Here is a 19,443-nt window from a genome sequence, read left to right as displayed (position 1 = left end):
ACGCTCTGAGGGAGGAACAGACGATGCATTTTCGGACAACTGACAGGAGACAACCTGCGATCAGGCGCACGCTGCTGGCAACGACCATCGTCGCAATCGCAGGACCGACGCTGGCGGAGGAGCCATTCGACCTGAATGCCCTGATCGAAGCGGCACGCAAGGAAGCGCCGATCACGGTCTATGACAGCACCGGCAAGATCGTCGAGATGGCCAAGGCCTTTGCCGAGAAATACGGCGTCGGCGCCGAGGGCTCCAAGGTCAAGGCGACCGCCCAGCTCGAGATGATCATCCGCGAAGCCCGCGCCAACAACATCCAGGGCGACGTCTCGATCATCAGCGACGCACCGGCTGCGATGGCGCAGCTCATTCCGCAAGGCTTTGCCGAGAGCTGGCTGCCGCCGGACCTCGCACCGAAGATCGCTGCCGAATACCAGGATCCGCTGACGGTGGTCACCAGCGCCAACGTCTGGGCCTACAACACAGAGCTTTTCGACAAGTGCCCGGTCACCAACATCTGGCAGCTGACCGAAGCCCAATGGAAGGGCAAGGTCGCGATGCAGGATCCGCTCGGCAAGGCGTCCTATGTCGACTGGTTCAACCAGATGGCCAAGCACGGCGACGACAAGGTGGCCGCAGCCTACAAGGACCTCTACGGCAAGGATCTCGAGACTGACGATGGCAGCGCCACGGCCGCCTGGGTGAAAGCGCTCGCCGCCAATGCGCCGCTCCTGACCGACGCCGATGCGGCCGCTGCCGATGCCGTCGGGGCGCCCGGCCAATCGCAGCCGTTCATGGGGCTGATGAGCTCGGCAAAGTTCCGCGACAATGCCGAAAAGGGCATGAAACTTGGCCTTTGCAAGGACCTGAAGCCATGGCTCGGCTGGATGTATCCGGGCGTCGGGCTGATCACCAAAGGCACCAACAGCCCCAACGCGTCGAAGCTCTTCATCCATTATGTGATGACGGCCGAAGGCATCGCGCCGCAAGCGGAGGACGGGAAGATGTCCACCAACAAGGATGTCTCGCTGCCTGCAGACGAGCCGTCAGGCATCGGCGCGGTCCTCGATCAGGTCATGCCCTACCAGATGGCGACCAGCCTCGACGACTGGGACGCACGCGAGACCTGGCAGGATCTCTGGCGGATCAGCTACCAGAAGTAAGCACGGGAACTGCTGAAACGGTCTCCCTGGGAGGGGAACCATGAAAAAAGGCAAGAGCAGGTATCTGGCATTGGGGGCGGCGTTTGCCGCCCTGACGACGGCCATCGCAATCGAGGCGCGCGCGGAAGAGGCGTTTAATCTCGACGCGCTCATCGAGGCCGCAAGAAAAGAAAAGCCGATCAATGTCTATGACAGCACCGGCAAGATCGTCGAGATGGCCGAGGCCTTCACAGCCAAGTACGGCGTCAAGGCGACGGGCGTTAAAGTCTCGGCCAACAGCCAGCTGGAAATGATCATCCGCGAGGCGCAGGCCGGCAACGTCCAGGGCGATGTCGCGCTGATCACCGACGCACCGGCAGCACTGGCGCAGCTGCTGCCGCAAGGCTTCGTCGAAAGCTACCTGCCCGGCGACATGAAGGACAAGATACCGGCCGCTTTCCAGAACCCGCTGGCGATTTCGACCAACGCCAATGTCTGGGCCTATAACACCGAGGCCTATGACAAATGCCCGGTGAGCAATATCTGGGAACTGACAGAAGCGAAGTGGAAGGGCAAGATCGCGCTGGTCGACCCCTTGACCAAGAGCATCTACACCGACTGGTTCAACCAGCTGGAAAAGCACGCCGACAGCGCGGTGAAGGAAGCCTACAAGGTCCACTTCGGCAAGGATCTCGAAACCGCTGAGAAGAGTGCTGCGGCTGCCTGGATCAAGGCACTCGCGCAGAACGGGCCGCTCGTGACTGATGGCGACGATCCGGTTGCCGAAGCGGTCGGCGCCGCCGGCCAGAAGGAGCCCTTCTTCGGGCTCTTGAGTTCGGCCAAGTTCCGCGACAACGAGGGCAAGGGCTATAAGCTCGGACTGTGCACCGAGCTGCAGCCGTGGGTCGGCTGGACCTATACCAAGCTCGGCCTGATCGCCTCGAAATCTGCGAGCCCCAATGCCGCAAAGCTCTTTATCCACTACGTGCTGACGGAAGAAGGCATCGCGCCGCAGATGAAGGACGGCAAGCTGCCGACCAATACCGACATCAAGATGCCTGAAGACGAGCCGGCGGGGATCATGGAAGTGGCGGACCGCCTGTTCCCCTACGATGCTGCCACCGGTCTCGACGATTTCGACCGGCGCGAGGAATGGCAGGATTTCTGGCGGGTAAATTACAGCAAATAGCAACCTCGGCCGGCGCGACCTCTCACGAGGAAAGGTCGCGCCGGCCGTTTCGGCATGAACGGAAAGAAAAGCATGAACAACGCCAATCCGGCGGTGGGCCTGCGGACCTCGGTTGACGAGGACGGGCTCAACCGCTCACGCCACCTGACGAGGATCGCCGAGGGTGCAGCCCGTGCCGCCGGGGCACCACTGCTTGCGGCCTTTCGCTCGGAGATGACAGTCGACTACAAGCGCGATCTGCACGACGTGGTGACGATCCACGACAGAAACGCCGAAGCCCTGATCCGCGACTTCATCTTTGAGAGCGAACCGAACTCGGCCATGCTCGGCGAGGAAGGCGGCCAGGTCGGGGAGGGTGAGATCCAGTGGTATGTCGACCCCATCGACGGCACGGCGAACTTCGCGCGGGGTCTCGCCTTCTGGTGCGTTTCGATCGCCGCGGTCGAACAGGGCGCCGTCGTGGCGGGAGTGGTCTACGACCCAGTCGCCGACCTGCTCTTTTCAAGCGATATCAGGCGCTCCTATCTCAACGGAAAGGTCATCGCCTCGAAGTCGGTGAGCGAGGAGAGCCGCGCAACCCTGATCACCGGCTATCCCGTTTCGCGCGACTTTCGCCTTGATGGCCGGGTTGTCGCGCTCAGCCGCTTCGGCGAACTGGTCGAAACCTTCTCGACCGTGCGCCGGCCCGGCAGCGCCGCTCTCAGCATCGCCCATGTGGCGGCAGGGTTCGTCGACGCGGCCGCCGGTTTCGGTGTCAACGCCTGGGACGTCGCCGCTGCCACGCTCATCCTGAAGAATGCCGGCGGTCGCTATCAGCCGCTGACGCTTGGCAAAGTGCCAGCCGATTCAGCCGATTACCTCTGCCCCGGCTACCTCGCCTATGGTGCCGGCGCCGATTATCCGACATTAAATCGCGTCGCCCAAGCCATCTCCGATGGCCGGACGGCCAGGACACCGACCCCATGACGCATAAGGACAGCGTGCACGACAGCCCGTCCGATGCGGTGACCGCCGGCAAGACCAGCAGAGAGCTTGCGAGGCTTAGCCTCATCTACGCCCAGCATCCGGCTTATGGCGTCGACATCTTCATCGCCGGCAAGGAAGGTGCAAGCGACCTTGAGCTCCTGCGCAGCAATGGCATCACCACCGTCGTCAATTGCGCGGTCAACCTGGATTTCAACTTCGTCTGCCAGCCGCAGCTTGTCTCCGACCATCGCAACAGCGTCCATGGTCCCGGCGAGATCCGCTATTACAAGATCGGGCTTATCGACGGCGATGGAAATCCGGACACCCAGATGCTCGCGGCGCACTACATCCTGCGGGCCGCGCTGGAGCAGATCCTGCCGGAGAAACCGTCCTATCCGCGGCGCGAGCGCGGCGGCATCCTCGTCAACTGCCGGGGCGGGCGCTCGCGCTCGGTCGTCGTCGTGTCGCTGTTTCTGCATCTGACGCTGCCGTCCGAATTTCCAACGCTGGAGGCCGCGATCGCCTTTGTTCGCGACAGGCGAGGCCTCCTCGAGGACGAATGGTACAAGGCACCCAAGCCTGTCTTGGCCGAGTCCGCCCGACGCGCGGCCGCATGGGCGCGCGCGATCGAAGCGGGTGAAACCTGATCCGGAAAGGCGCCACCCGGCTGAGAACGATTTGCGGGGCCTTGCAAAGTATTTTGCCGCGATCATCAAAGGTTGTATTGCCGCTTGAAATTGGCACGCAAGGATAGCTGAAACCCGTTGTCTTGTCCGCCTGCAGACAGCAAATGGCGCCGCCCTGCACCGAGGTTTGGGCGCCTTGCAGGCCTTTGCAAAGATTCTTGCACCAGCATCATTGACGGCAGTGAAGTTTGCAGAAACCATACGTCCAGCAAATGAAATTGCAGGGACGTCATGACGATACTCGATCGCATAAAGGCGCATTCCAGACGGCTGACCGAGGCCGACCAGAGACTGATCGCCACCATGCTGGAAAACAGGGCGGAAGCGGCGTTTTTGTCCGGCCCGCAGCTTTCGCAGCGGGCAACCGTCCATGAGGCGACCGCCACGCGGCTTGCGCAAAAGCTCGGTTACAAGGGCTTTCCGGACCTTCGCGCGCAGCTGCAGAGGGAAGTCCTGGACGATCAGGATGCCGCAAACCGGATGCGTCGCTCGGTCTCGAAGGTCGAGCACGGCGACTACCTGACGGATCTGATTGCGGCCGAGATCGCCGCACTCGAAACGCTTGCAAGATCGGTAGAGCAAGCGGAGATCGACAGGGCAGCGGATCTGATCTTTGCCGCACGTCGCGTCTACATCTTCGGACAGGGCCACGCGCAATCGGTCGCTGGCTTCCTGCAGCGCCGGCTCGATCGCTTCGGCATGACCACGATCCTATTGACCGGTCGCGGCCGGGACATTGCTGAACGTTTGGTCGGCATGGACGCCGGTGACCTGGTGGTGGCGCTGGCGTTTCGCAAGCAGCCGCAAAGCTATGGACCGCTGGTGCGACATGCGAACCGCGTCAGTGCGCAATCGATCCTCGTTTCCGATCTCGCCGGCCCGCTGATGGAGCCCGCCGCGGATCTGATGCTCTCGGCACCACGTGGGCGTTCGGGCAGCGAATTCCAGACACCGACGATCCCCTTTGCGATCGTCAATGCCATCGTCCTGACCATTGCCGGCCGCCACCAGGGGCAGGTGATCGGCAGGCTGGAGAAGCTGTCGGAGCTGTTCAACGACTTCGACTGAGGGGAATTATAAGGGAGGAGAAGAACATGTTGAAAAGACTGAGCAATGCCGCGCTTGCCGCGTGTTTCGTCCTGCCGTCGTTTGCGATGGCGTCCGATCTCGACGGCATGACGCCACAACAGTTGTTGCCGCTCGCGCAGAAGGAGGGGAGCGTCACCGTCTTTTCCTTGTCGAGCCGCATCGCCAAGATCGAGAAGGCCTTCGAGGATGCATATCCGGGCATCGACCTGATCGGCCTCGACATGAGCTCGACCAAGCAGATCGCTCGCCTCGAGGCCGAGCAGCAGGCCGGCGTCCACGCGGTCGACGTGCTCTATATCGCCGATACGCCCGTCGTCTTCACCAAGCTCCTGGAAGGGAAGCGGATCGTGAACTACGTGCCGCCGCGCGTGGCGAATGAATTGGAGGATCGCTACAAGGGGCCGCTTCTCACGCAGCGTCTTTCGACCAAGGTGCTGATGTACAACGAAAAGGCCTTTCCTGATGGTTCGCCCGTCACCAACCTGTGGCAACTCACGCAACCGGAATGGCAGGGCCGGGTGCTGATGGTCGACCCGAGCCAGCGCGGCGAGCTGCTCGACCTCTTGACCGAGATCGCGCTGCATCCGGACGAGATGGCCGCCGCCTACAGGGCGCATTTCGGCAAGGAGATCGAAGTGGATGCGGACCTTCAGGGCGCCGGCGAGCAATTCATCAGGAACCTGTTCGCCAATGATCTGATCCTCCTTCCCAACAGCGACGTGCTGAACAAGTCGATCGGCGACGTCAATGCCAAGAACCCGCCTGTCGGTTTCGGCACCTATTCCGACCGGCGTGACAACGAGAAGGAAGGCTGGGCGCTGCAGATCGCCAACAACGTCGAACCGGCCAACGGAATTCTCTTTCCGGCGGTGCTGACGGTCGCGGACAAGGCTCCCCATCCGGCGGCGGCGCGACTGCTGGTCGATTTCATGTTTGGCGACGACACGCCGAGCGGTGGCCCTGGCTTCGAACCCTTCAATGTTCCCGGTGATTACGCGACCCGCAAGACGATCGCCGACCATCCGGACTCGGTCAAACTCGGGGAGTTGAAAGCCTGGACCATCGACCCGGCCAAGACGGCAGCTGCACGCGGTCGCATCGCCGACCTGATCATCACGCTCCAATAACGAAAGCCGCAGGTCGGCAATGCATTGTCATGCCTGCCGACCTGCGCCGAGGCTCTCACATGACATCCATATCGATATCAGCGCCATCGGGCAGCCGGCTGCTCCGATCAGGCTTTCTCCTGCCGGCCATCCTGGTTGCCATCGTCGCCGTGCTCGTGGTGGCGCCGCTGCTGCGCATCCTTGTTACCACACTGACCCCAGACGGGATCGCCGCCTGGAAGGCGGTGCTCGTCAGCCCGTTGTCCGCCAATCTCTGGTGGCGGCCGCTCCTCAACACCATGATCCTCGGCTTCAGCGTCGGCGGCGGCTGTCTGCTGATCGGCGGCTTTCTTGCCTGGCTGGTGGTGATGACCGACGTCCCGGGGCGCCGCTTCCTCGGCCTGATGGCGACGCTTCCCTATATGATCCCGAGCTTCGCCGCAGCGCTCGCCTGGGGGACGCTGTTTCGCAATTCCCGGCTCGGCGGCTCGGCCGGTTTCTTTGAAACCGGCGGCCTTGGCATTCCCGATTGGCTGGCCTGGGGTCTTATCCCGACGGCGATTGTGCTGATCGCGCACTATTATTCGCTCGCCTACACGATCATCGCCGCAGCGCTCAGCTCGGTCGGCGCCGATCTCGTGGAGGCCGGGCAGATGGCCGGCGCCAAGCGCCCGCGCATCTTTTTCGGCATCATCCTGCCGGTCGTCACTCCGGCGCTGATCGCCGCCGCGTCCTTGACCTTTGCCGGCGCCGTCGCCAATTTCGCCGCACCCGCGCTGCTTGGCCTGCCGGTGCGCATGCAAACGCTCTCCACCCGCCTGTTCGGCATGATCGAGACGGGGCAGAACGAGCGCGGCTTTGTCCTGGCATTGCTGCTCATCGCCGTCTCGGCGCTGTTCCTCTGGCTCTCGGACCGTATCGTCTCGGGCCGCAAGGCCTTCGTCACCGTGACGGGCAAGGGCGGCCGGACCAAACGCTTCCCGCTCGGCGCCTGGCGCTGGCCGCTGTTTGTGGTCGCAGCCGTGATCGGACTCCTCACAACCGTCCTGCCGGTCCTCGTGCTTGCCGCGTCAAGCCTCGCGCCGCAGAGCGGAGCGCTGTTTTCCAACTGGACGCTGCATTTCTGGATCGGGGAGGGCGGCGGCGAGATCGCACAGGGTCAGGCGGGCATCTTCCGCAACCCGGTGCTGATCGAAGCCCTCTGGAACACCATCCGCCTCGGCCTGGTCGTCGCCTTCACGACGATGCTGCTCGGCCTGGCGCTTGCCTACACCATCGTGCAACGGCGCGGCAGTCTGCTTGCGACGGTGCTCAGCCAGCTTGCCTTCCTGCCGCTTCTGGTGCCGAGCATCGCCTTTGCCGCTGCCTATATCGCGCTCTTCGGGGCACCGATCGGACCGCTGCCCTCGCTCTACGGTACCTTCGCCTTGCTCGTGATCGCGGCATCCGCCCATAACCTGCCCTTTGCCGTGCAATCCGGCCGCTCCGTGCTCGGCCAGATATCCGCCGATATCGAGGAAAGCGCCCGGTTGACCGGTGCGGGACTGATCCGCCGTCTGTTCGCGATCATCTTCCCGCTGGCGATCCGCGGCCTGTTTGCCGGCGCGATCCTCGTTTTCGTGAAGATGGTGCGGGATCTTTCGCTGGTCGTGCTGCTGTTCACGGCCACCTCGCCGGTGCTCAGCATGGTCGCCTACCGCTATGCGGCCGAAGGCTTCATGCAGTTCGCCAACGCCATCACCCTCGTCATTCTCGTCGTCTGTCTGGCAGCCTCGCTCCTCGCCCACAGCCTGCAGAACCGCGTGCAGAAATGGAAAAGCCCATGAACGCCCTTGCAACCGGCGCCGCGGACGCCATCAACATCCGCAGTCTCGTCAAACGGTTCGGTGCCTTCACCGCCGTCAAGGATGTCAATCTCTCGGTGCCTGCCGGCTCCTTCCTGGTGCTCGTCGGTCCCTCGGGTTGCGGCAAGTCCACCCTCTTGCGCATGCTGGCGGGGCTTGAGGGTCCCAGCGAAGGGGAGATCGCCTTCGTCGGCCAGACTGTTTCGAGCGGAGCAGGGGGCGTGATCGCCGATGCCGGCCGGCGCAATGCAGGCCTTGTCTTCCAGAGCTATGCGCTCTGGCCGCACATGACGGTTGCCGGCAACATCGCCTGGCCGCTGAAGGTCGCCAAATGGCCGCGAGAGAAACGTGAAAAGCGTGTCCGGGAAGTGCTTTCGCTTCTCGGCATCGATGCGCTCGCCGAACGCTATCCCGCAGAGATCTCCGGCGGCCAGCAGCAGCGCGTGGCGATTGCCCGCACGATTGCGCCGGAACCGAGCATCCTGCTCTTCGACGAGCCGCTGTCGAACCTCGACGCCAAGCTGCGCATCGAAATGCGCAGCGAACTGATGCGTATCCACCGGGCAACCGGCGCCACGTCGGTCTATGTCACGCACGATCAGGTCGAGGCGATGACCATGGCGACCCATGTCGCGGTGCTCAACAACGGTCGCGTCGAGCAATTCGGCAAGCCCATCGACCTCCTGCGCAATCCGCAAACCACCTTCGTGGCGACATTTCTTGGTACGCCGCCGGCAAATCTGATAGGGGTCCGTCGCCTGGGCGACGGGCTGGTCTTCGGTGAGACCACGCTCGCGCCGGCCGCCCTTGCCGCCGGCCACGACGCGGTCCAGCTTCTCTATCGCGCAGAGGATGTCTGTGTCGGATCGGTTGCCGGAGCGCCTTCGCTTGTCGCTCGTTTCGCCGAAGCCGCGCCGATCGCCGGCCGCACGATGGTGACCGCCATGATCGGCGAGCTGCGCGTCACCGCGATGGCTGACGGTTATTTCACCGCCACACCGGGGGAACCCATCCCCCTTTCCTTCATTCGCACACCCGATGCGGTCTTTGCCGCCACCGGAGAAAGGATCCATCAATGAGGCTCATCCTCATGCGCCACGGCGAAACGGAGTGGAACGCCGAACAACGCCTCCAGGGCCAGGACAACTCTCTCCTGTCCGAGCGCGGTGTCGCGCAGGTGAGACGGTTCCGCCCCTATGCCAAGGCACTCAAGCCGGTTCGCATCATCGCGTCCGATCTCGGCCGGACCCGACAGACGGTCGCGCTCATCGGCCATCCGGACGCACCGACCGACGAGCGGTTTCGCGAGCTGGACATGGGCGAGTGGACCGGACGCCACAAGCCGGACCTGATCGCCGAGCGACCGGAGGAATATGCCGCCTGGCGCGCTGGAACCTTCACGCCGGAAAACGGTGAAACCTGGGGCGCCTTCCGGGGTCGGGTGGCGGAAGGCGTGCGCGACTGGATGTCCCGCACGGAAGGGGACCTGCTGATCGTCGCCCACGGCGGCGTCGTGCGGGCGGCCTGCCACGAGTTCCTGGATCTTCCTCCCTCGCGGGTCGTCCCCGTAACGCCGGGCACCGCAACCATCCTGCATTTCCCGCGACGCGACAGCACCGCCGCGCAGCTCGAAGGCTACAACATCGGCTCCGTCGCCCCCGACAATTCCGTCGCAGACTGACGCCCGCGGGCGGTGATGGAGATGAATTCCGGAAAAATGGTGATCCTGGAGACGTGTCGGGGAACGTCTCAGGGGCGCGACAGCCTTCAGCAGGCGACGACGAAAACGGTCCGTATGAGCGGGTGGGTGTCAAGCGCTACGGCAGCGCAGCGCTTGACGCCATTTGCAACGCCATCCGTTTTACCCACGCGCGCGCAGGATCATCGTATGATGTGCCGCGGGAATGGCTGGAAGGTTCACTGCTTGGGCATGACACCCTTGGTGAGGAGCCATCCCTCGAAGGTGCCCGGACACCCTTCGCTGGTCCATCTCCCTCGATAGGAGAAACCAGGGGCGGCACGCGCCGTGCCAACGAACCCGTCGTAGGCACTTCTGTCGGCTCCGCTCATTTTGTACGCTTTTCCGGGATGCTTCCTCTTCGCCTTTGAGAACTTCATCGTTCGCCCCTCACGCACTACAACCATGAAGCCGTAGCGTCTCACAATGCACGTTTCAGTCAAGGATTAGGCGGACGCGCAAATGGGTTAGGTTTCGCTCAAACGCCGGCCCCGTCAGCCTGGTGTATACCGCAAACAGGCTGGTGCCAGCATCTGAGCAGCCGCCGACCAAAGCCGGACATGGGAGACCCCTGGGTGGGCCCGGGATCCGCGCCCACCCAGGGGTCATGTGCATACCGTTAACTGGCGCCATGAATTAAAGGGTTGGCATGGTTGGCTGCGGGAAGAGGCGGAGGACTGTCTATCCAGCTGCAAAGAACTCGCCATGACCATCCTGAACCTGCTCCCGTTCGTACGCAGTGCCTCGGCGCTGCTGCATTGCCAGTCCGGCAATTTCGGCCTGCTGGCAGCGCTGATCACAATCCCGCTCATTGCTGCCGCCGGTGTCGCGATCGATTTCGCCGCCGCACTGAACGTCCGGCGGCACCGCCTGCGTCCTGATCCTCGACCCCAGCAGGTCCGACGCACTCAAGATCGTGAACTCAAATTCCGTGACCAATGAATGCGGATTCCAGGTGAACTCGTCGCATACGCAGCGTGCTTTCTACATGGAAAACCAGGGTAAGTTCTCAGCGTCGCACATTGCTGTCCACGGCGGCGCTGATCGCCAAGGTCTTGAACCTCTATGTGTCGGGAACGGCGTACTTCAAGAAACCGACGGCAGGAGGGGAGGTTTCGTCCCCAACGGTTTTGCCAGAGCAGGCGACGTCCGGCTGGTGGAATAGCGCTGGTTTCTCCGGGTGGCGCAATCGCCGCCCGCCCACGCGCCGAAAGTTCAAGACGATCGCCCCGATCGCAGATTGCGGAGAGTTCCGGCATCCTGCTCTTTTCGCATTGCCGATCATGACGAAGTTAGAAATGCTGGCCGGATAAAGAAACAGCACGCGTCCGCAGTGCGTGCGCGTGCCTAAGGGATGACGATGGCTGAACGACGATACGGCGAAGCGGCACCGAAAACCGAAGTCACGATTGCCGGCGCCGACTGGTATGGCCGGCAGATCGAGCGCGAGCGTCATCAGAACACGCTGTTTGTCGACCTCGACCTGACCGAGGCACAGACCGTCGGCGTGGTTTTCCACGAGTGCACCTTCCGACGGGCCCGCTTCAACGCCTCGTCGCATCAGGCAAGCGCCTTTGTGAATTGTACCTTCGTCGCCTGCAAGTTCTTCGATAGCCGCTTCTTGGAGTGCAAGTTCGTCGGCAGCATGTTCGATGCCTGCGACTTCGACCAGATGCAGGTTACGGGCGGTGACTGGTCCTTTACCGGCTTGCCCGGCGCTGCTCTCGGCCGTGCATCCTTCAAGGAAGCCCGCCTGCGGGAAGCGGATCTTACCGGCGCATCCTTGAAGGGCGGCTCGCTGAGGGACGTCGATCTTTCCGGCGCCTGGCTGCATGGGGCAGACTTCACGGCCTGCGATCTGCGGGGGAGCGACCTCAGCGCGATCGATCCGGAAAACGTCCGCCTCAAGGAGGCGATCATCACGATCGATCAGACCATCGTCATCGCTGAGGCCCTGGGTCTCGACGTACGGCGGAAATGACCGATTGGTCCCGCCGTTGACGGAGGTCAACGGCATCGATCAGGGCGACGATCCCATGAATTCATTGCGCTCGAGAGCCTATGAATAGCCTGCCGGCGCCAGCAGCACATAGGCTGGGAGCACGGAAACAGGCCTGTCGCGTTCGCATCAGGCAAAACGAAGCGCGGATCTTGCGCGCGCCTTGGCGGCCTCTTCTTCCCGGTTGCGCGGGGGCTGCGACGTCTCAAGGGCATCAATAAGCTCGCGGGCGCATGCCGCGATGGAATCGACGGCGTGCTCGAAGGCCGCCTCATTGCGCTTGGATGGTTTGGTCGCTCCGCTCAGCTTGCGCACGAATTGCAGCGCCGCGTCGCGGATCTCATCGTCGGTCGCTGGTGGTTCGAAGTTGAACAGCGGCTTTATGTTTCGGCACATGACGGGCTCCCGATCCTCTTCGCATTCGCCGTGAAGTCGAGATCTCAACATAGGTCGTCGCCCGCAGCAAGGAAGAGCAGCGGGCCTTGTCAGCTGCTCCTGCCGTTCGACGCGATGCGCGTACCGGCAGCGCGTCCGCCGCTCGGCACCACGACGATCTGCTTGACCTTGCCCTGTTTAAAAGCGGTGAGGAAACGCGGGTAATCCTTGAAGGCGACGCAGCCGTGCGATTCCGCCCGGCCGCCGCGCAGCAGGTAGCTGTGGGTGAGGAACCCGTCGCGACCGTGCTTGTTCTTGCCATCGATCGGCAACATGCGGATCGCCTCGACCCCGTGGAAGCGCGTTTCGCGCATCCTCAGATTATAGGTGTGCGGTGGGGTTGGTCCGGTCATTTTGACGTTCGCATAACGCGGATTGTCGGCCATTTTTCCGATGCCGGAATGCGCCTCAAGCACGGTGCCGTCGGGCATATAGACCTTTGCCGCGGTGATATCGTAAACGGCAACGCCATTTCCCGCCTTAGCGCCACCGCCGAACACATTGCGCAGCGCCTGGCCGAAACCGGTACCCGAGCTGCTCTTCGTCGGATCGTCCGGGCGCGCATAGGCGACCTTCTTCTGTTTCTGCGCTTCGCGCTCGTTGGCCGTGCCGGCCTCCTCGACCTTTGCTGCCGCAGCGTCCTCTGCCGGCTTTTCCGCCTCGACCTCTGGCTTCCGAGCTTGTTCATCACGCGGACGGATTTGCGGCAAGGGGCCGGAAGACGGCGTAGCCTCATAGTCCGGCAATGCAGCGGCCTCATCGTCGACGTCGGGCTCCGGCGATGCCGCAAGATCATCCTCGAGCGGTTCAGTCAGCACAGCCGAGAATGCAGCGCCCGTCGCTCCGCTCTGGGCAGGGGTGGCATAGGCAAGCTGGGTGAGAGGTTTGTCGGTCTCGCCACCAATCGGCGGTCCGAAGCGTTCCGGCGCAGGAACTTCGGCCCTTGCTGCGATCTGAAGCGACTTGGCAGCAGCGGTGTGTTTGAAACGGGTGACGAGCAGCTCGGGCGTCAGGCCGGCCTGCTTCGCCAGCGCGTCGAAGCGCGCCGCGCTCAGCTCGGCTTCTCCTGGAAGCACATAACTACGACCGGATTTTGCTTCGCTGGCAGAAAGGCTTGCGAAGACTGCGGGCTGCGACGCAGTGGCGACCAGCTTCTGCGCCGGGATAACCCGCGCATGCTTTTCCCACGGACGCTCCTTTGCCCGCTCCGTCAGGTATAGCTGCGGCTTGGGCAGCAGGTAACCGGAACCGTGCGTGTGGGAACTGCCCATCGCGAGCATGCCGACCATCGACCACGCAGCCGTGCCGGCAAGGGCGGTGCCGCAGCAAGTGATCAGCAATGGGCGCAACAGACGGTGCAAAAACTGTGAACGAGCGATCTTACTCAACAACGCAAAATCAAGCCAGCAAACCACGCAAAGACCTTCGGGCCGACGAGCGACCACCTCTGCGCGACTTCCGGATTGTCCCCTTCTTGACGACGGATTGAGAAAAGATGGACAAGTATGGTTAAATTTTGCTTTCCAACCGCGAAAACGTGCCAAAATCGCCGTTTTTTCGCCCTTTCAGCTCGCCGAGAATGATCCACAGTTGTCTGCTGCGACCCCGCAACCGCAATCGGTTGCATCGCAGGGAGCGGCAATACTGCCGTCTTCGCCGCATACTACGGTGACGATGCGGTTCTGCCGGCTCCAGTGCGCATACAATACCTTGGCAAACCTTGACAATCTTTGCCAAATTATGTCATTCTCAGCGATGGAAACGGAGGCTGATATGGCGACGATGAATGTATCCTTGCCCGACCCGATGAAGGATTGGGTGGAAGCGCAGACACGGACAGGTCGCTATGCGAACGCCAGCGACTATGTGCGCGATCTCATCCGCAGGGATCAGGAGCGGAACGACAAGATTGCCGTCATGCAGCGTTTTGTCGACGACGGACTGAAAAGTGGCCCTGGGAGCCGTTCCAAGGACGAGCTGTTTTCGGCGGCTCTCAATCGCGCCGGAACGCCGCGTGATCGTGGATAATGGGATTCATCCTGTCACGCGCAGCAGAAGAAGACATTATCGCCATCGCCGAACAAGGCATACGCCTTTTTGGGCCTGCGCAGGCTCGTCACTATCATGACGAGCTTTTCGGCATCTTCGCCCTCATTGCCGCAAACCCGCGCATGGCACGCGAACGCCACGAACTGTCTCCGCCAATGCGCATCCATCCCTTCAAGGCGCATCTCGTCGTCTACCGGATCGAGCCCGGCGACGACATTTTCATTGTCCGAGTTCGTCACGGACACGAAGATTGGGCCAGCAATATCTTTTAGCGCGCTATCGGCGCATTGAATTCGCGCTGGCTGGCAACTGGCGGATATTGCGACGAGCGGCTTTTCGTCCTGAGTTCCGTTGTGTTAGTTGCTTGTCGCCGCCTGTTTGCTCAACGCCGACGGGAGGCTGCGCCAAGCTCTGCAAACGCAGGCAGATCTCAATGCCACCCGGCAACCGTGCCCGCCCGACCGAGAGAAAGAACCCATGCCAGTCGTCGCCTCGTTCCTGTATCGGGATGGAAAACGCTTAGAGGAACTGCCAATTTCCTCAACGCCCAGACCCTTGGCCGACAACGAATTCGCATGGATCGGCCTGCACGCTCCGACCGCCGAAGAAATGGCGACACTGCAAAAGAGGTTCGGGCTTCATCAGCTCGCCGTCGAAGACGCGCTCAGCACGCAACAGCTGGCGAAGGTGGAGATCTACGGCGAGCAACTGTTCGTGATCGCCAAAACGGCGCATCTCGAAGGTGACAAGATCGCCTACGGTCAGACCGCGCTGTTCGTCGGGCGCCATCACATCATTTCCGTCCGGCAGGGCTCCGCCCGTGCCCACAGCGATCTGCGCGCGCAACTGGAGGCGTCGCCGCAATTGTTGCAGAAGGGGACCGATTATGTGCTGCACGCAATCATCGACTTCGTCGTCGACGGCTATCTGCCGATCGTTCAGACGATCGAAGACAAGGTGCTGGCGATGGAAAAGCACATGCTGGTCGCGTTTCTCGAACGGGAGGAAATCCGGCGCATCTTTCGCCTGAGACGACAGGTGATCCTGTTTCAACGCATTCTCGGGCCGATGTCGGAAGTTGCAAGCAAGCTCTCAAACCTGGACCTGCCGTGCATCGACGATCACGCCAAACCCTATTTCCGCGATGTGCTCGACCATGTAAGACGCGTCGAAGGCACCGTTGGTGGTCTGCGAGACGTCATCACCTCTGTCTTCGAGGCAAGCAATCTCTTGGAGCAGCAACGGCAGGGGACCATCACCCGGCAACTGGCAGCCTGGGCCGCCATTCTTGCGGTGCCGACGGCAATTGCCGGGATCTACGGAATGAACTTCGAGAACATGCCTGAGCTGAAAACGCACTACGGCTATTTCGCAGTTCTCGGTACCATCGCGATACTCTGCTCACTTCTGTTCTACCGGTTCAGGAAGGCTGGCTGGCTGTGAAGCTGCCGACGCCCGCCTCGTCACGGACACGCACCTGACGCCACCGGCTGCCAGTGCGGGCCAGCCAAAAAACACCGAGAGACGTGTTGACGGGACGCTGTGCGCCTCTGCTATCTAAAGCGGGAGAAGCAATCGTCGAGAGAACGTTATGGCGCCCGCTTTGAAACCTCCCGCATTGCCCTTGGGGCGCAGGCTTCGCCGCTTCCGCAGATTAAGGCAGATCAAGCAGGAAACGCTGGCGGCGGATCTCGGGGTCTCGCAGGGCCTTCTGTCCCGGTGGGAGGCCGGGCTGCACGAGCCCTCGGCTGAAACCCGGGCCCGGGTTGAAATGTTGCTTGCGCGGCATGAAAATGTCGGCATCGACGATACGCTCCGCCACCTCATCGAGCACGCGCCGTTTCCAGTCCATCTTGTCTGTGACGATACTCACGCGCTCCTTTCGGCATCGCCGGCGAGGCAAGCGCAGTGGCGCGTCTCTGCGGCATCTGTTCGTGGCGTCTCCTTGTGGCGATATGCAACACCGGAAATCATCGAGAGCGAGTTGCAGTTGCTGGAACTCGGCTGGTTCGACGAGGTCGCATCGGGGTCTGTTCAGTTTCCGACCAGTGGCAGTGACGATCCCGAGATGCCGATCCCTCCAGGTATTGTTCGATGGGAAAGAATCGGGATTTCCGGCGGACGCATCGGTCGGCTGGTCTCCGCCGTCGAAGCCTTGTGAAGCGCGAATATTTCATTCGTTGCCCAGGCAAGGACGCGCTTGCTAGCATCTCCGCGACCATCAGTTTTTCATGCACGCCGGACGGCAATTGACGGACGGACAGACCGCGGCCGCCATCCACCAAATCGGGTCAAGGATCACCGCCAAGAGTTCTTCCAACATGACAACGTCGCGCCGCGCCATTGCCTTCTCGCTTCTCATCCTTTGTGCAGCACTCTCGCTGGCCGGAACAAACCTCATATTGCCGGCCGTACCACAACTGCCTGAAGTCTTCGCCAGCAACGAAGCGACAGTGCAGCTGGTCCTTGCCGCCTATGTCTGCGGCAGCGGTTTCGGCCTGCTCCTGTTCGGGCGACTGGCAGATCATTTCGAGCGCAAAACCCTGCTGGTGTCCTCGCTCGCCGCCTTCGCCATCGCTTCGTTCGCTTGCGCTTTTGCGCCCAGCATAGCTGCGCTCATTGCGCTACGGTTCGTTCAGGGCGTGGCGTCGGCCGCGGCCCCGGTCTTCGGCCCCGGTCTTATCAGGCAGTTGTTCAGCGACCGCGCGGCGGTCCGTGCCGTCGGTTTCCTCGGCAGTGTGGAATCGCTGGTCCCCGCATTGGCGCCCATCTTGGGTGTGGCGCTGCTTGCGCATTTCGGATGGCGTTCTTCGTTCGAGCTGCTTGCCGCTCTGACGGCGATCGCCGCCATTCTCATCCTTCTGTTCGGGCTCCCTCGCGAGGAAAAGTCTGGCAAGGCTCGCGGCAACTACGCGCAATTGCTGAAGGATCGTATATTCATGCGCTATGCGCTGAGCCAGGCGATGACGCTTGGCGGGCTCCTCACTTTCGTCTTCGGCGCCCCAACCATCATCGTCGCGACCATGGGTGGTTCGCTCCATGACTTCATCATCATGCAGATCATCAACATTGCCGGCTTCATTGTCGCGGCCAATCTCACCGCGCGGATTGCTGAACGCTTTGGGGCTGAGCCGGTCATCCTGTTCGGTACCGCGATCGCGGCTCTCAGTGCGCTCGCTCTGCTCGTCTATGGCCTGCTTGGCGGCACGAACACCACGATGCTTCCCTTGCTCTTCACGCCCATGGCCATCGGACTGGGCTTGCGCGGCCCGATCGGCTTCTATCGCGGCATCGTTGCTTCCGGCGCCAACAATGCACGCGGCTCCGCACTGATCGTCTTTTTCATCTTCATGACGACGACGCTTGGAACCGTGATTGCTGCGCCGATCATCACCATCGGGCTGCCGGCGCTCGCAGCCGTGGTGAGCGTGATCCATTTCCTGTCAGTGGCACTATTGCTGCTGCTCCCGAGGATGCCCGAAATCGTGCCCGAAGCCGCGCAGTCGTGAGACCTGACAAGCGATTTCAAAGCACGCGGGACGTCACCGCGAGGCAGTCTCGCCTTCGAGACAGCAAACGCTTGCAGGAACAGAAACCATATCGCTCCAACCCCATTGTCCCGGTCCAAAAAGGCACCTGACCGGATCGATGCTGGCCCTCGGCTGCCTCTAGGGCAACTGCGTCGAGTTCTGGATCGGCTCGCTGTAATTTGGGTCAAGCGCAAGGTTGATCAGGTGAGCCAAACGAAATCCCGCATAGCGAAGTCGTTCCTGCGCTGTTGGCGCATGTAACCGGCGGTAATCCTGGTCAACTACAACCCGCTTCTGTTGTCCGCCCTCGACCAACTCTCGTTCCGTTTCCGAGTATTGGCAAACGTCCCCGATTTTCTTGCAGTACAGAACCTCCGGCTTCAACGTAATCGCGAACGACTCGCTTGCCCACAGCGCCGGATCAGTTCCAACAATCGTCTTTTCTTCAGTTAGTGTCGTGTTGACGAGCAATGTATCAACTGCGCGGTAAGTGATTGTTCGTTTGCCCCAACTGCTACGATAATCGTCGCGCTGCCGTACGCGTTCGAACATCCCGGCTTCAAGTAGGCACTTGTCCCAAACAGCATGGAGATCGCGGGGCGCCGGTAGGCCACCAGTGCCGCAATCGCCAACCACTCTTGCCTTGATCAAATTGCCGCCGCGATCGTCGGCAAACGAAATGTGAAGTGGTTGATGAACGTCTCCGATCCAATGACCGACGGCCATGAGGGCGAAAACTCTGTCTTCGTCTGGCTTCGACGTGTCTTTCAGAATGCCGAGATCTCGCCGAATGCCAGCAAATATACACGTGCCTGCGGTTGGGCAATTTGCGTCGGAGATCGACTGCGTCGCTCGATCTACGTTGATGAAGTGATCATCCTGGTGTCTACGGGGAAAGGCATCCTCTTCCAGGCAGCCGACATTGAAAGAGGTGTAGTGCCGCAGCTCCACGCCCTCCCTATTTTGTACGGTGATACCGCCTTGATTTACATGAAACAGACGCTTCAGTTCTTCCTTTGATGTGTCTGTCAGATTCCGATAGGCGAGGTCGCACACCGTCAGGTGGCCGTATTCACCCCACGCGAGAGCCTTCGTGGGTGGAAGGGAACAAATGACTGCCAAGATTGCGGGAATGAGAATTGTCGCGGCGTACCTCATTTTGGCCCCTTTCAGGTCTCATCGCTCAACTATAACACGAATTAGCTTGAACTAAAGCGAGGCCTCGCACTTCTTCAACTATAGAGAGTGGCGGTCGGGCGCCGTGTTTTATGTGCCGCTATTCTCTGCGATTGATGATGTCGAGGGTGCTGCAAATGAAGCGTTTTCGAGCAAGCTGATGAATAGCGTGGCGACCTCGGCTCAAGGGTGCTGTGCAACCTCGTTTCGCGGCGGACCTATGCGGCAGATGATTACTCCGTTTCGGCGTCCAAAGTGATCCGCGTACCGCTCCGGTTAGTTCCATAATTCAGCTTATGCGATCTTCGTGTGTAGCGACATTTTAGAAATGCGACATATAGGCCAGTTAGAGATGCGACAGTCGTCGCCTCTTGGGATGCTGGTCGAAGGTCAGCGTTGGGAAGCAAGATCAGCGACTTGCATCGTGGCCAAGGCCATCTGTGTTCGGAGTCGTCATGTCTTGTTTGATTGTCATGTCGCAGAAAGAATTGCATCGC

The 19,443-nt window shown here is 61.5% G+C and carries 20 protein-coding genes; 17 read left to right on the top strand and 3 right to left on the bottom strand.

Annotated features, from left to right (window positions below):
* Positions 1 to 23: 23 nt before the first annotated feature.
* The 12 genes from BBX50_RS12220 (at position 24) to BBX50_RS12160 (ending at position 11,738) form a co-directional block, all read left to right on the top strand.
* The gene (locus BBX50_RS12220; RefSeq protein ID WP_065775602.1) at positions 24 to 1,160 is read left to right on the top strand and encodes an ABC transporter substrate-binding protein; all 1,137 of its coding nucleotides are present in this window, start codon (positions 24 to 26) and stop codon (positions 1,158 to 1,160) included.
* A 40-nt stretch (positions 1,161 to 1,200) separates the two neighbouring features.
* A complete protein-coding gene (locus BBX50_RS12215; protein WP_065775601.1) occupies positions 1,201 to 2,328 on the top strand; it encodes an ABC transporter substrate-binding protein in 1,128 nt (375 codons plus the stop codon).
* Between the two features lie 72 nt (positions 2,329 to 2,400).
* On the top strand, positions 2,401 to 3,294 hold the full coding sequence (locus BBX50_RS12210; RefSeq protein WP_065775670.1) for an inositol monophosphatase: 894 nt from the start codon (positions 2,401 to 2,403) through the stop codon (positions 3,292 to 3,294).
* On the top strand, positions 3,291 to 3,941 hold the full coding sequence (locus BBX50_RS12205; RefSeq protein WP_065775600.1) for a dual specificity protein phosphatase: 651 nt from the start codon (positions 3,291 to 3,293) through the stop codon (positions 3,939 to 3,941). Before BBX50_RS12210 ends, BBX50_RS12205 begins: the two co-directional genes overlap by 4 nt.
* A 270-nt stretch (positions 3,942 to 4,211) precedes the next feature.
* The gene (locus tag BBX50_RS12200; protein WP_065775599.1) at positions 4,212 to 5,048 is read left to right on the top strand and encodes a MurR/RpiR family transcriptional regulator; all 837 of its coding nucleotides are present in this window, start codon (positions 4,212 to 4,214) and stop codon (positions 5,046 to 5,048) included.
* A gap of 26 nt (positions 5,049 to 5,074) precedes the next feature.
* Positions 5,075 to 6,196, top strand: a complete 1,122-nt coding sequence (locus tag BBX50_RS12195) for an ABC transporter substrate-binding protein (protein WP_065775598.1) — start codon at positions 5,075 to 5,077, stop codon at positions 6,194 to 6,196.
* A gap of 59 nt (positions 6,197 to 6,255) precedes the next feature.
* Positions 6,256 to 8,001: an iron ABC transporter permease gene (locus BBX50_RS12190; protein ID WP_065775597.1), complete on the top strand. Its 1,746-nt coding sequence runs from the start codon at positions 6,256 to 6,258 to the stop codon at positions 7,999 to 8,001.
* Positions 7,998 to 9,098 carry an ABC transporter ATP-binding protein gene (locus BBX50_RS12185; RefSeq protein ID WP_065775596.1) on the top strand — a complete coding sequence of 367 codons (1,101 nt, stop codon included), beginning with the start codon at positions 7,998 to 8,000 and terminating at the stop codon, positions 9,096 to 9,098. Before BBX50_RS12190 ends, BBX50_RS12185 begins: the two co-directional genes overlap by 4 nt.
* Entirely contained in the window at positions 9,095 to 9,700 is a 606-nt protein-coding gene (locus tag BBX50_RS12180) for a histidine phosphatase family protein (protein ID WP_065775595.1), read from the top strand. The genes BBX50_RS12185 and BBX50_RS12180 overlap by 4 nt, the downstream gene beginning before the upstream one ends.
* Before the next feature lie 762 nt (positions 9,701 to 10,462).
* Complete coding sequence (locus BBX50_RS12170) at positions 10,463 to 10,699, top strand: hypothetical protein (RefSeq protein WP_065775593.1); 237 nt, start codon at positions 10,463 to 10,465, stop codon at positions 10,697 to 10,699.
* Between the two features lie 80 nt (positions 10,700 to 10,779).
* Entirely contained in the window at positions 10,780 to 11,070 is a 291-nt protein-coding gene (locus BBX50_RS12165; RefSeq protein WP_065775592.1) for a hypothetical protein, read from the top strand.
* Between the two features lie 47 nt (positions 11,071 to 11,117).
* The gene (locus BBX50_RS12160; RefSeq protein ID WP_065775591.1) at positions 11,118 to 11,738 is read left to right on the top strand and encodes a pentapeptide repeat-containing protein; all 621 of its coding nucleotides are present in this window, start codon (positions 11,118 to 11,120) and stop codon (positions 11,736 to 11,738) included.
* A gap of 147 nt (positions 11,739 to 11,885) precedes the next feature.
* Here BBX50_RS12160 and BBX50_RS12155 read toward each other — a convergent pair whose 3' ends face one another.
* On the bottom strand, positions 11,886 to 12,152 hold the full coding sequence (locus tag BBX50_RS12155) for a DUF2277 domain-containing protein (RefSeq protein ID WP_065775590.1): 267 nt from the start codon (positions 12,150 to 12,152) through the stop codon (positions 11,886 to 11,888).
* Between the two features lie 89 nt (positions 12,153 to 12,241).
* A complete protein-coding gene (locus BBX50_RS12150) occupies positions 12,242 to 13,735 on the bottom strand; it encodes a DUF2778 domain-containing protein (protein WP_244513144.1) in 1,494 nt (497 codons plus the stop codon).
* A 229-nt stretch (positions 13,736 to 13,964) separates the two neighbouring features.
* On the opposite strand from BBX50_RS12150, the gene BBX50_RS12145 reads away from it, so the two are divergent.
* From BBX50_RS12145 to BBX50_RS12125, 5 genes are all read left to right on the top strand, one after another.
* Positions 13,965 to 14,219 (top strand): type II toxin-antitoxin system ParD family antitoxin, encoded by a 255-nt coding sequence (locus BBX50_RS12145; protein WP_065775588.1) that lies wholly within the window; start codon positions 13,965 to 13,967, stop codon positions 14,217 to 14,219.
* Complete coding sequence (locus BBX50_RS12140; RefSeq protein WP_065775587.1) at positions 14,219 to 14,512, top strand: type II toxin-antitoxin system RelE/ParE family toxin; 294 nt, start codon at positions 14,219 to 14,221, stop codon at positions 14,510 to 14,512. Before BBX50_RS12145 ends, BBX50_RS12140 begins: the two co-directional genes overlap by 1 nt.
* A gap of 205 nt (positions 14,513 to 14,717) precedes the next feature.
* Positions 14,718 to 15,683 (top strand): magnesium and cobalt transport protein CorA, encoded by a 966-nt coding sequence (locus BBX50_RS12135; protein ID WP_065775586.1) that lies wholly within the window; start codon positions 14,718 to 14,720, stop codon positions 15,681 to 15,683.
* 148 nt (positions 15,684 to 15,831) lie between these two features.
* The gene (locus BBX50_RS12130; RefSeq protein ID WP_065775585.1) at positions 15,832 to 16,401 is read left to right on the top strand and encodes a helix-turn-helix transcriptional regulator; all 570 of its coding nucleotides are present in this window, start codon (positions 15,832 to 15,834) and stop codon (positions 16,399 to 16,401) included.
* A 160-nt stretch (positions 16,402 to 16,561) separates the two neighbouring features.
* Positions 16,562 to 17,749 carry an MFS transporter gene (locus tag BBX50_RS12125; RefSeq protein ID WP_065775584.1) on the top strand — a complete coding sequence of 396 codons (1,188 nt, stop codon included), beginning with the start codon at positions 16,562 to 16,564 and terminating at the stop codon, positions 17,747 to 17,749.
* A gap of 159 nt (positions 17,750 to 17,908) precedes the next feature.
* On the opposite strand, the gene BBX50_RS12120 is transcribed toward BBX50_RS12125, so the two are convergent.
* Positions 17,909 to 18,928: a S1/P1 nuclease gene (locus tag BBX50_RS12120; protein ID WP_065775583.1), complete on the bottom strand. Its 1,020-nt coding sequence runs from the start codon at positions 18,926 to 18,928 to the stop codon at positions 17,909 to 17,911.
* Positions 18,929 to 19,443 lie beyond the last annotated feature (515 nt).

Source organism: Ensifer sp. LC11, assembly GCF_001695835.1.
Classification (GTDB): domain Bacteria; phylum Pseudomonadota; class Alphaproteobacteria; order Rhizobiales; family Rhizobiaceae; genus Ensifer.
This window is presented reverse-complemented; position numbering and strand designations above follow the sequence as displayed.

Bases quoted from the DNA above. Each gene is read 5' to 3' on its own strand.
- BBX50_RS12120 (WP_065775583.1), bottom strand. From the start codon at position 18,928: ATGAGGTACGCCGCGACAATTCTCATTCCCGCAATCTTGGCAGTCATT.
- BBX50_RS12155 (WP_065775590.1), bottom strand. From the start codon at position 12,152: ATGTGCCGAAACATAAAGCCGCTGTTCAACTTCGAACCACCAGCGACC.
- BBX50_RS12140 (WP_065775587.1), top strand. From the start codon at position 14,219: ATGGGATTCATCCTGTCACGCGCAGCAGAAGAAGACATTATCGCCATC.
- BBX50_RS12220 (WP_065775602.1), top strand. From the start codon at position 24: ATGCATTTTCGGACAACTGACAGGAGACAACCTGCGATCAGGCGCACG.
- BBX50_RS12160 (WP_065775591.1), top strand. From the start codon at position 11,118: ATGGCTGAACGACGATACGGCGAAGCGGCACCGAAAACCGAAGTCACG.
- BBX50_RS12185 (WP_065775596.1), top strand. From the start codon at position 7,998: ATGAACGCCCTTGCAACCGGCGCCGCGGACGCCATCAACATCCGCAGT.
- BBX50_RS12195 (WP_065775598.1), top strand. From the start codon at position 5,075: ATGTTGAAAAGACTGAGCAATGCCGCGCTTGCCGCGTGTTTCGTCCTG.
- BBX50_RS12190 (WP_065775597.1), top strand. From the start codon at position 6,256: ATGACATCCATATCGATATCAGCGCCATCGGGCAGCCGGCTGCTCCGA.
- BBX50_RS12130 (WP_065775585.1), top strand. From the start codon at position 15,832: ATGGCGCCCGCTTTGAAACCTCCCGCATTGCCCTTGGGGCGCAGGCTT.
- BBX50_RS12205 (WP_065775600.1), top strand. From the start codon at position 3,291: ATGACGCATAAGGACAGCGTGCACGACAGCCCGTCCGATGCGGTGACC.
- BBX50_RS12135 (WP_065775586.1), top strand. From the start codon at position 14,718: ATGCCAGTCGTCGCCTCGTTCCTGTATCGGGATGGAAAACGCTTAGAG.
- BBX50_RS12215 (WP_065775601.1), top strand. From the start codon at position 1,201: ATGAAAAAAGGCAAGAGCAGGTATCTGGCATTGGGGGCGGCGTTTGCC.
- BBX50_RS12145 (WP_065775588.1), top strand. From the start codon at position 13,965: ATGGCGACGATGAATGTATCCTTGCCCGACCCGATGAAGGATTGGGTG.
- BBX50_RS12180 (WP_065775595.1), top strand. From the start codon at position 9,095: ATGAGGCTCATCCTCATGCGCCACGGCGAAACGGAGTGGAACGCCGAA.
- BBX50_RS12200 (WP_065775599.1), top strand. From the start codon at position 4,212: ATGACGATACTCGATCGCATAAAGGCGCATTCCAGACGGCTGACCGAG.
- BBX50_RS12125 (WP_065775584.1), top strand. From the start codon at position 16,562: ATGACAACGTCGCGCCGCGCCATTGCCTTCTCGCTTCTCATCCTTTGT.
- BBX50_RS12210 (WP_065775670.1), top strand. From the start codon at position 2,401: ATGAACAACGCCAATCCGGCGGTGGGCCTGCGGACCTCGGTTGACGAG.
- BBX50_RS12170 (WP_065775593.1), top strand. From the start codon at position 10,463: ATGACCATCCTGAACCTGCTCCCGTTCGTACGCAGTGCCTCGGCGCTG.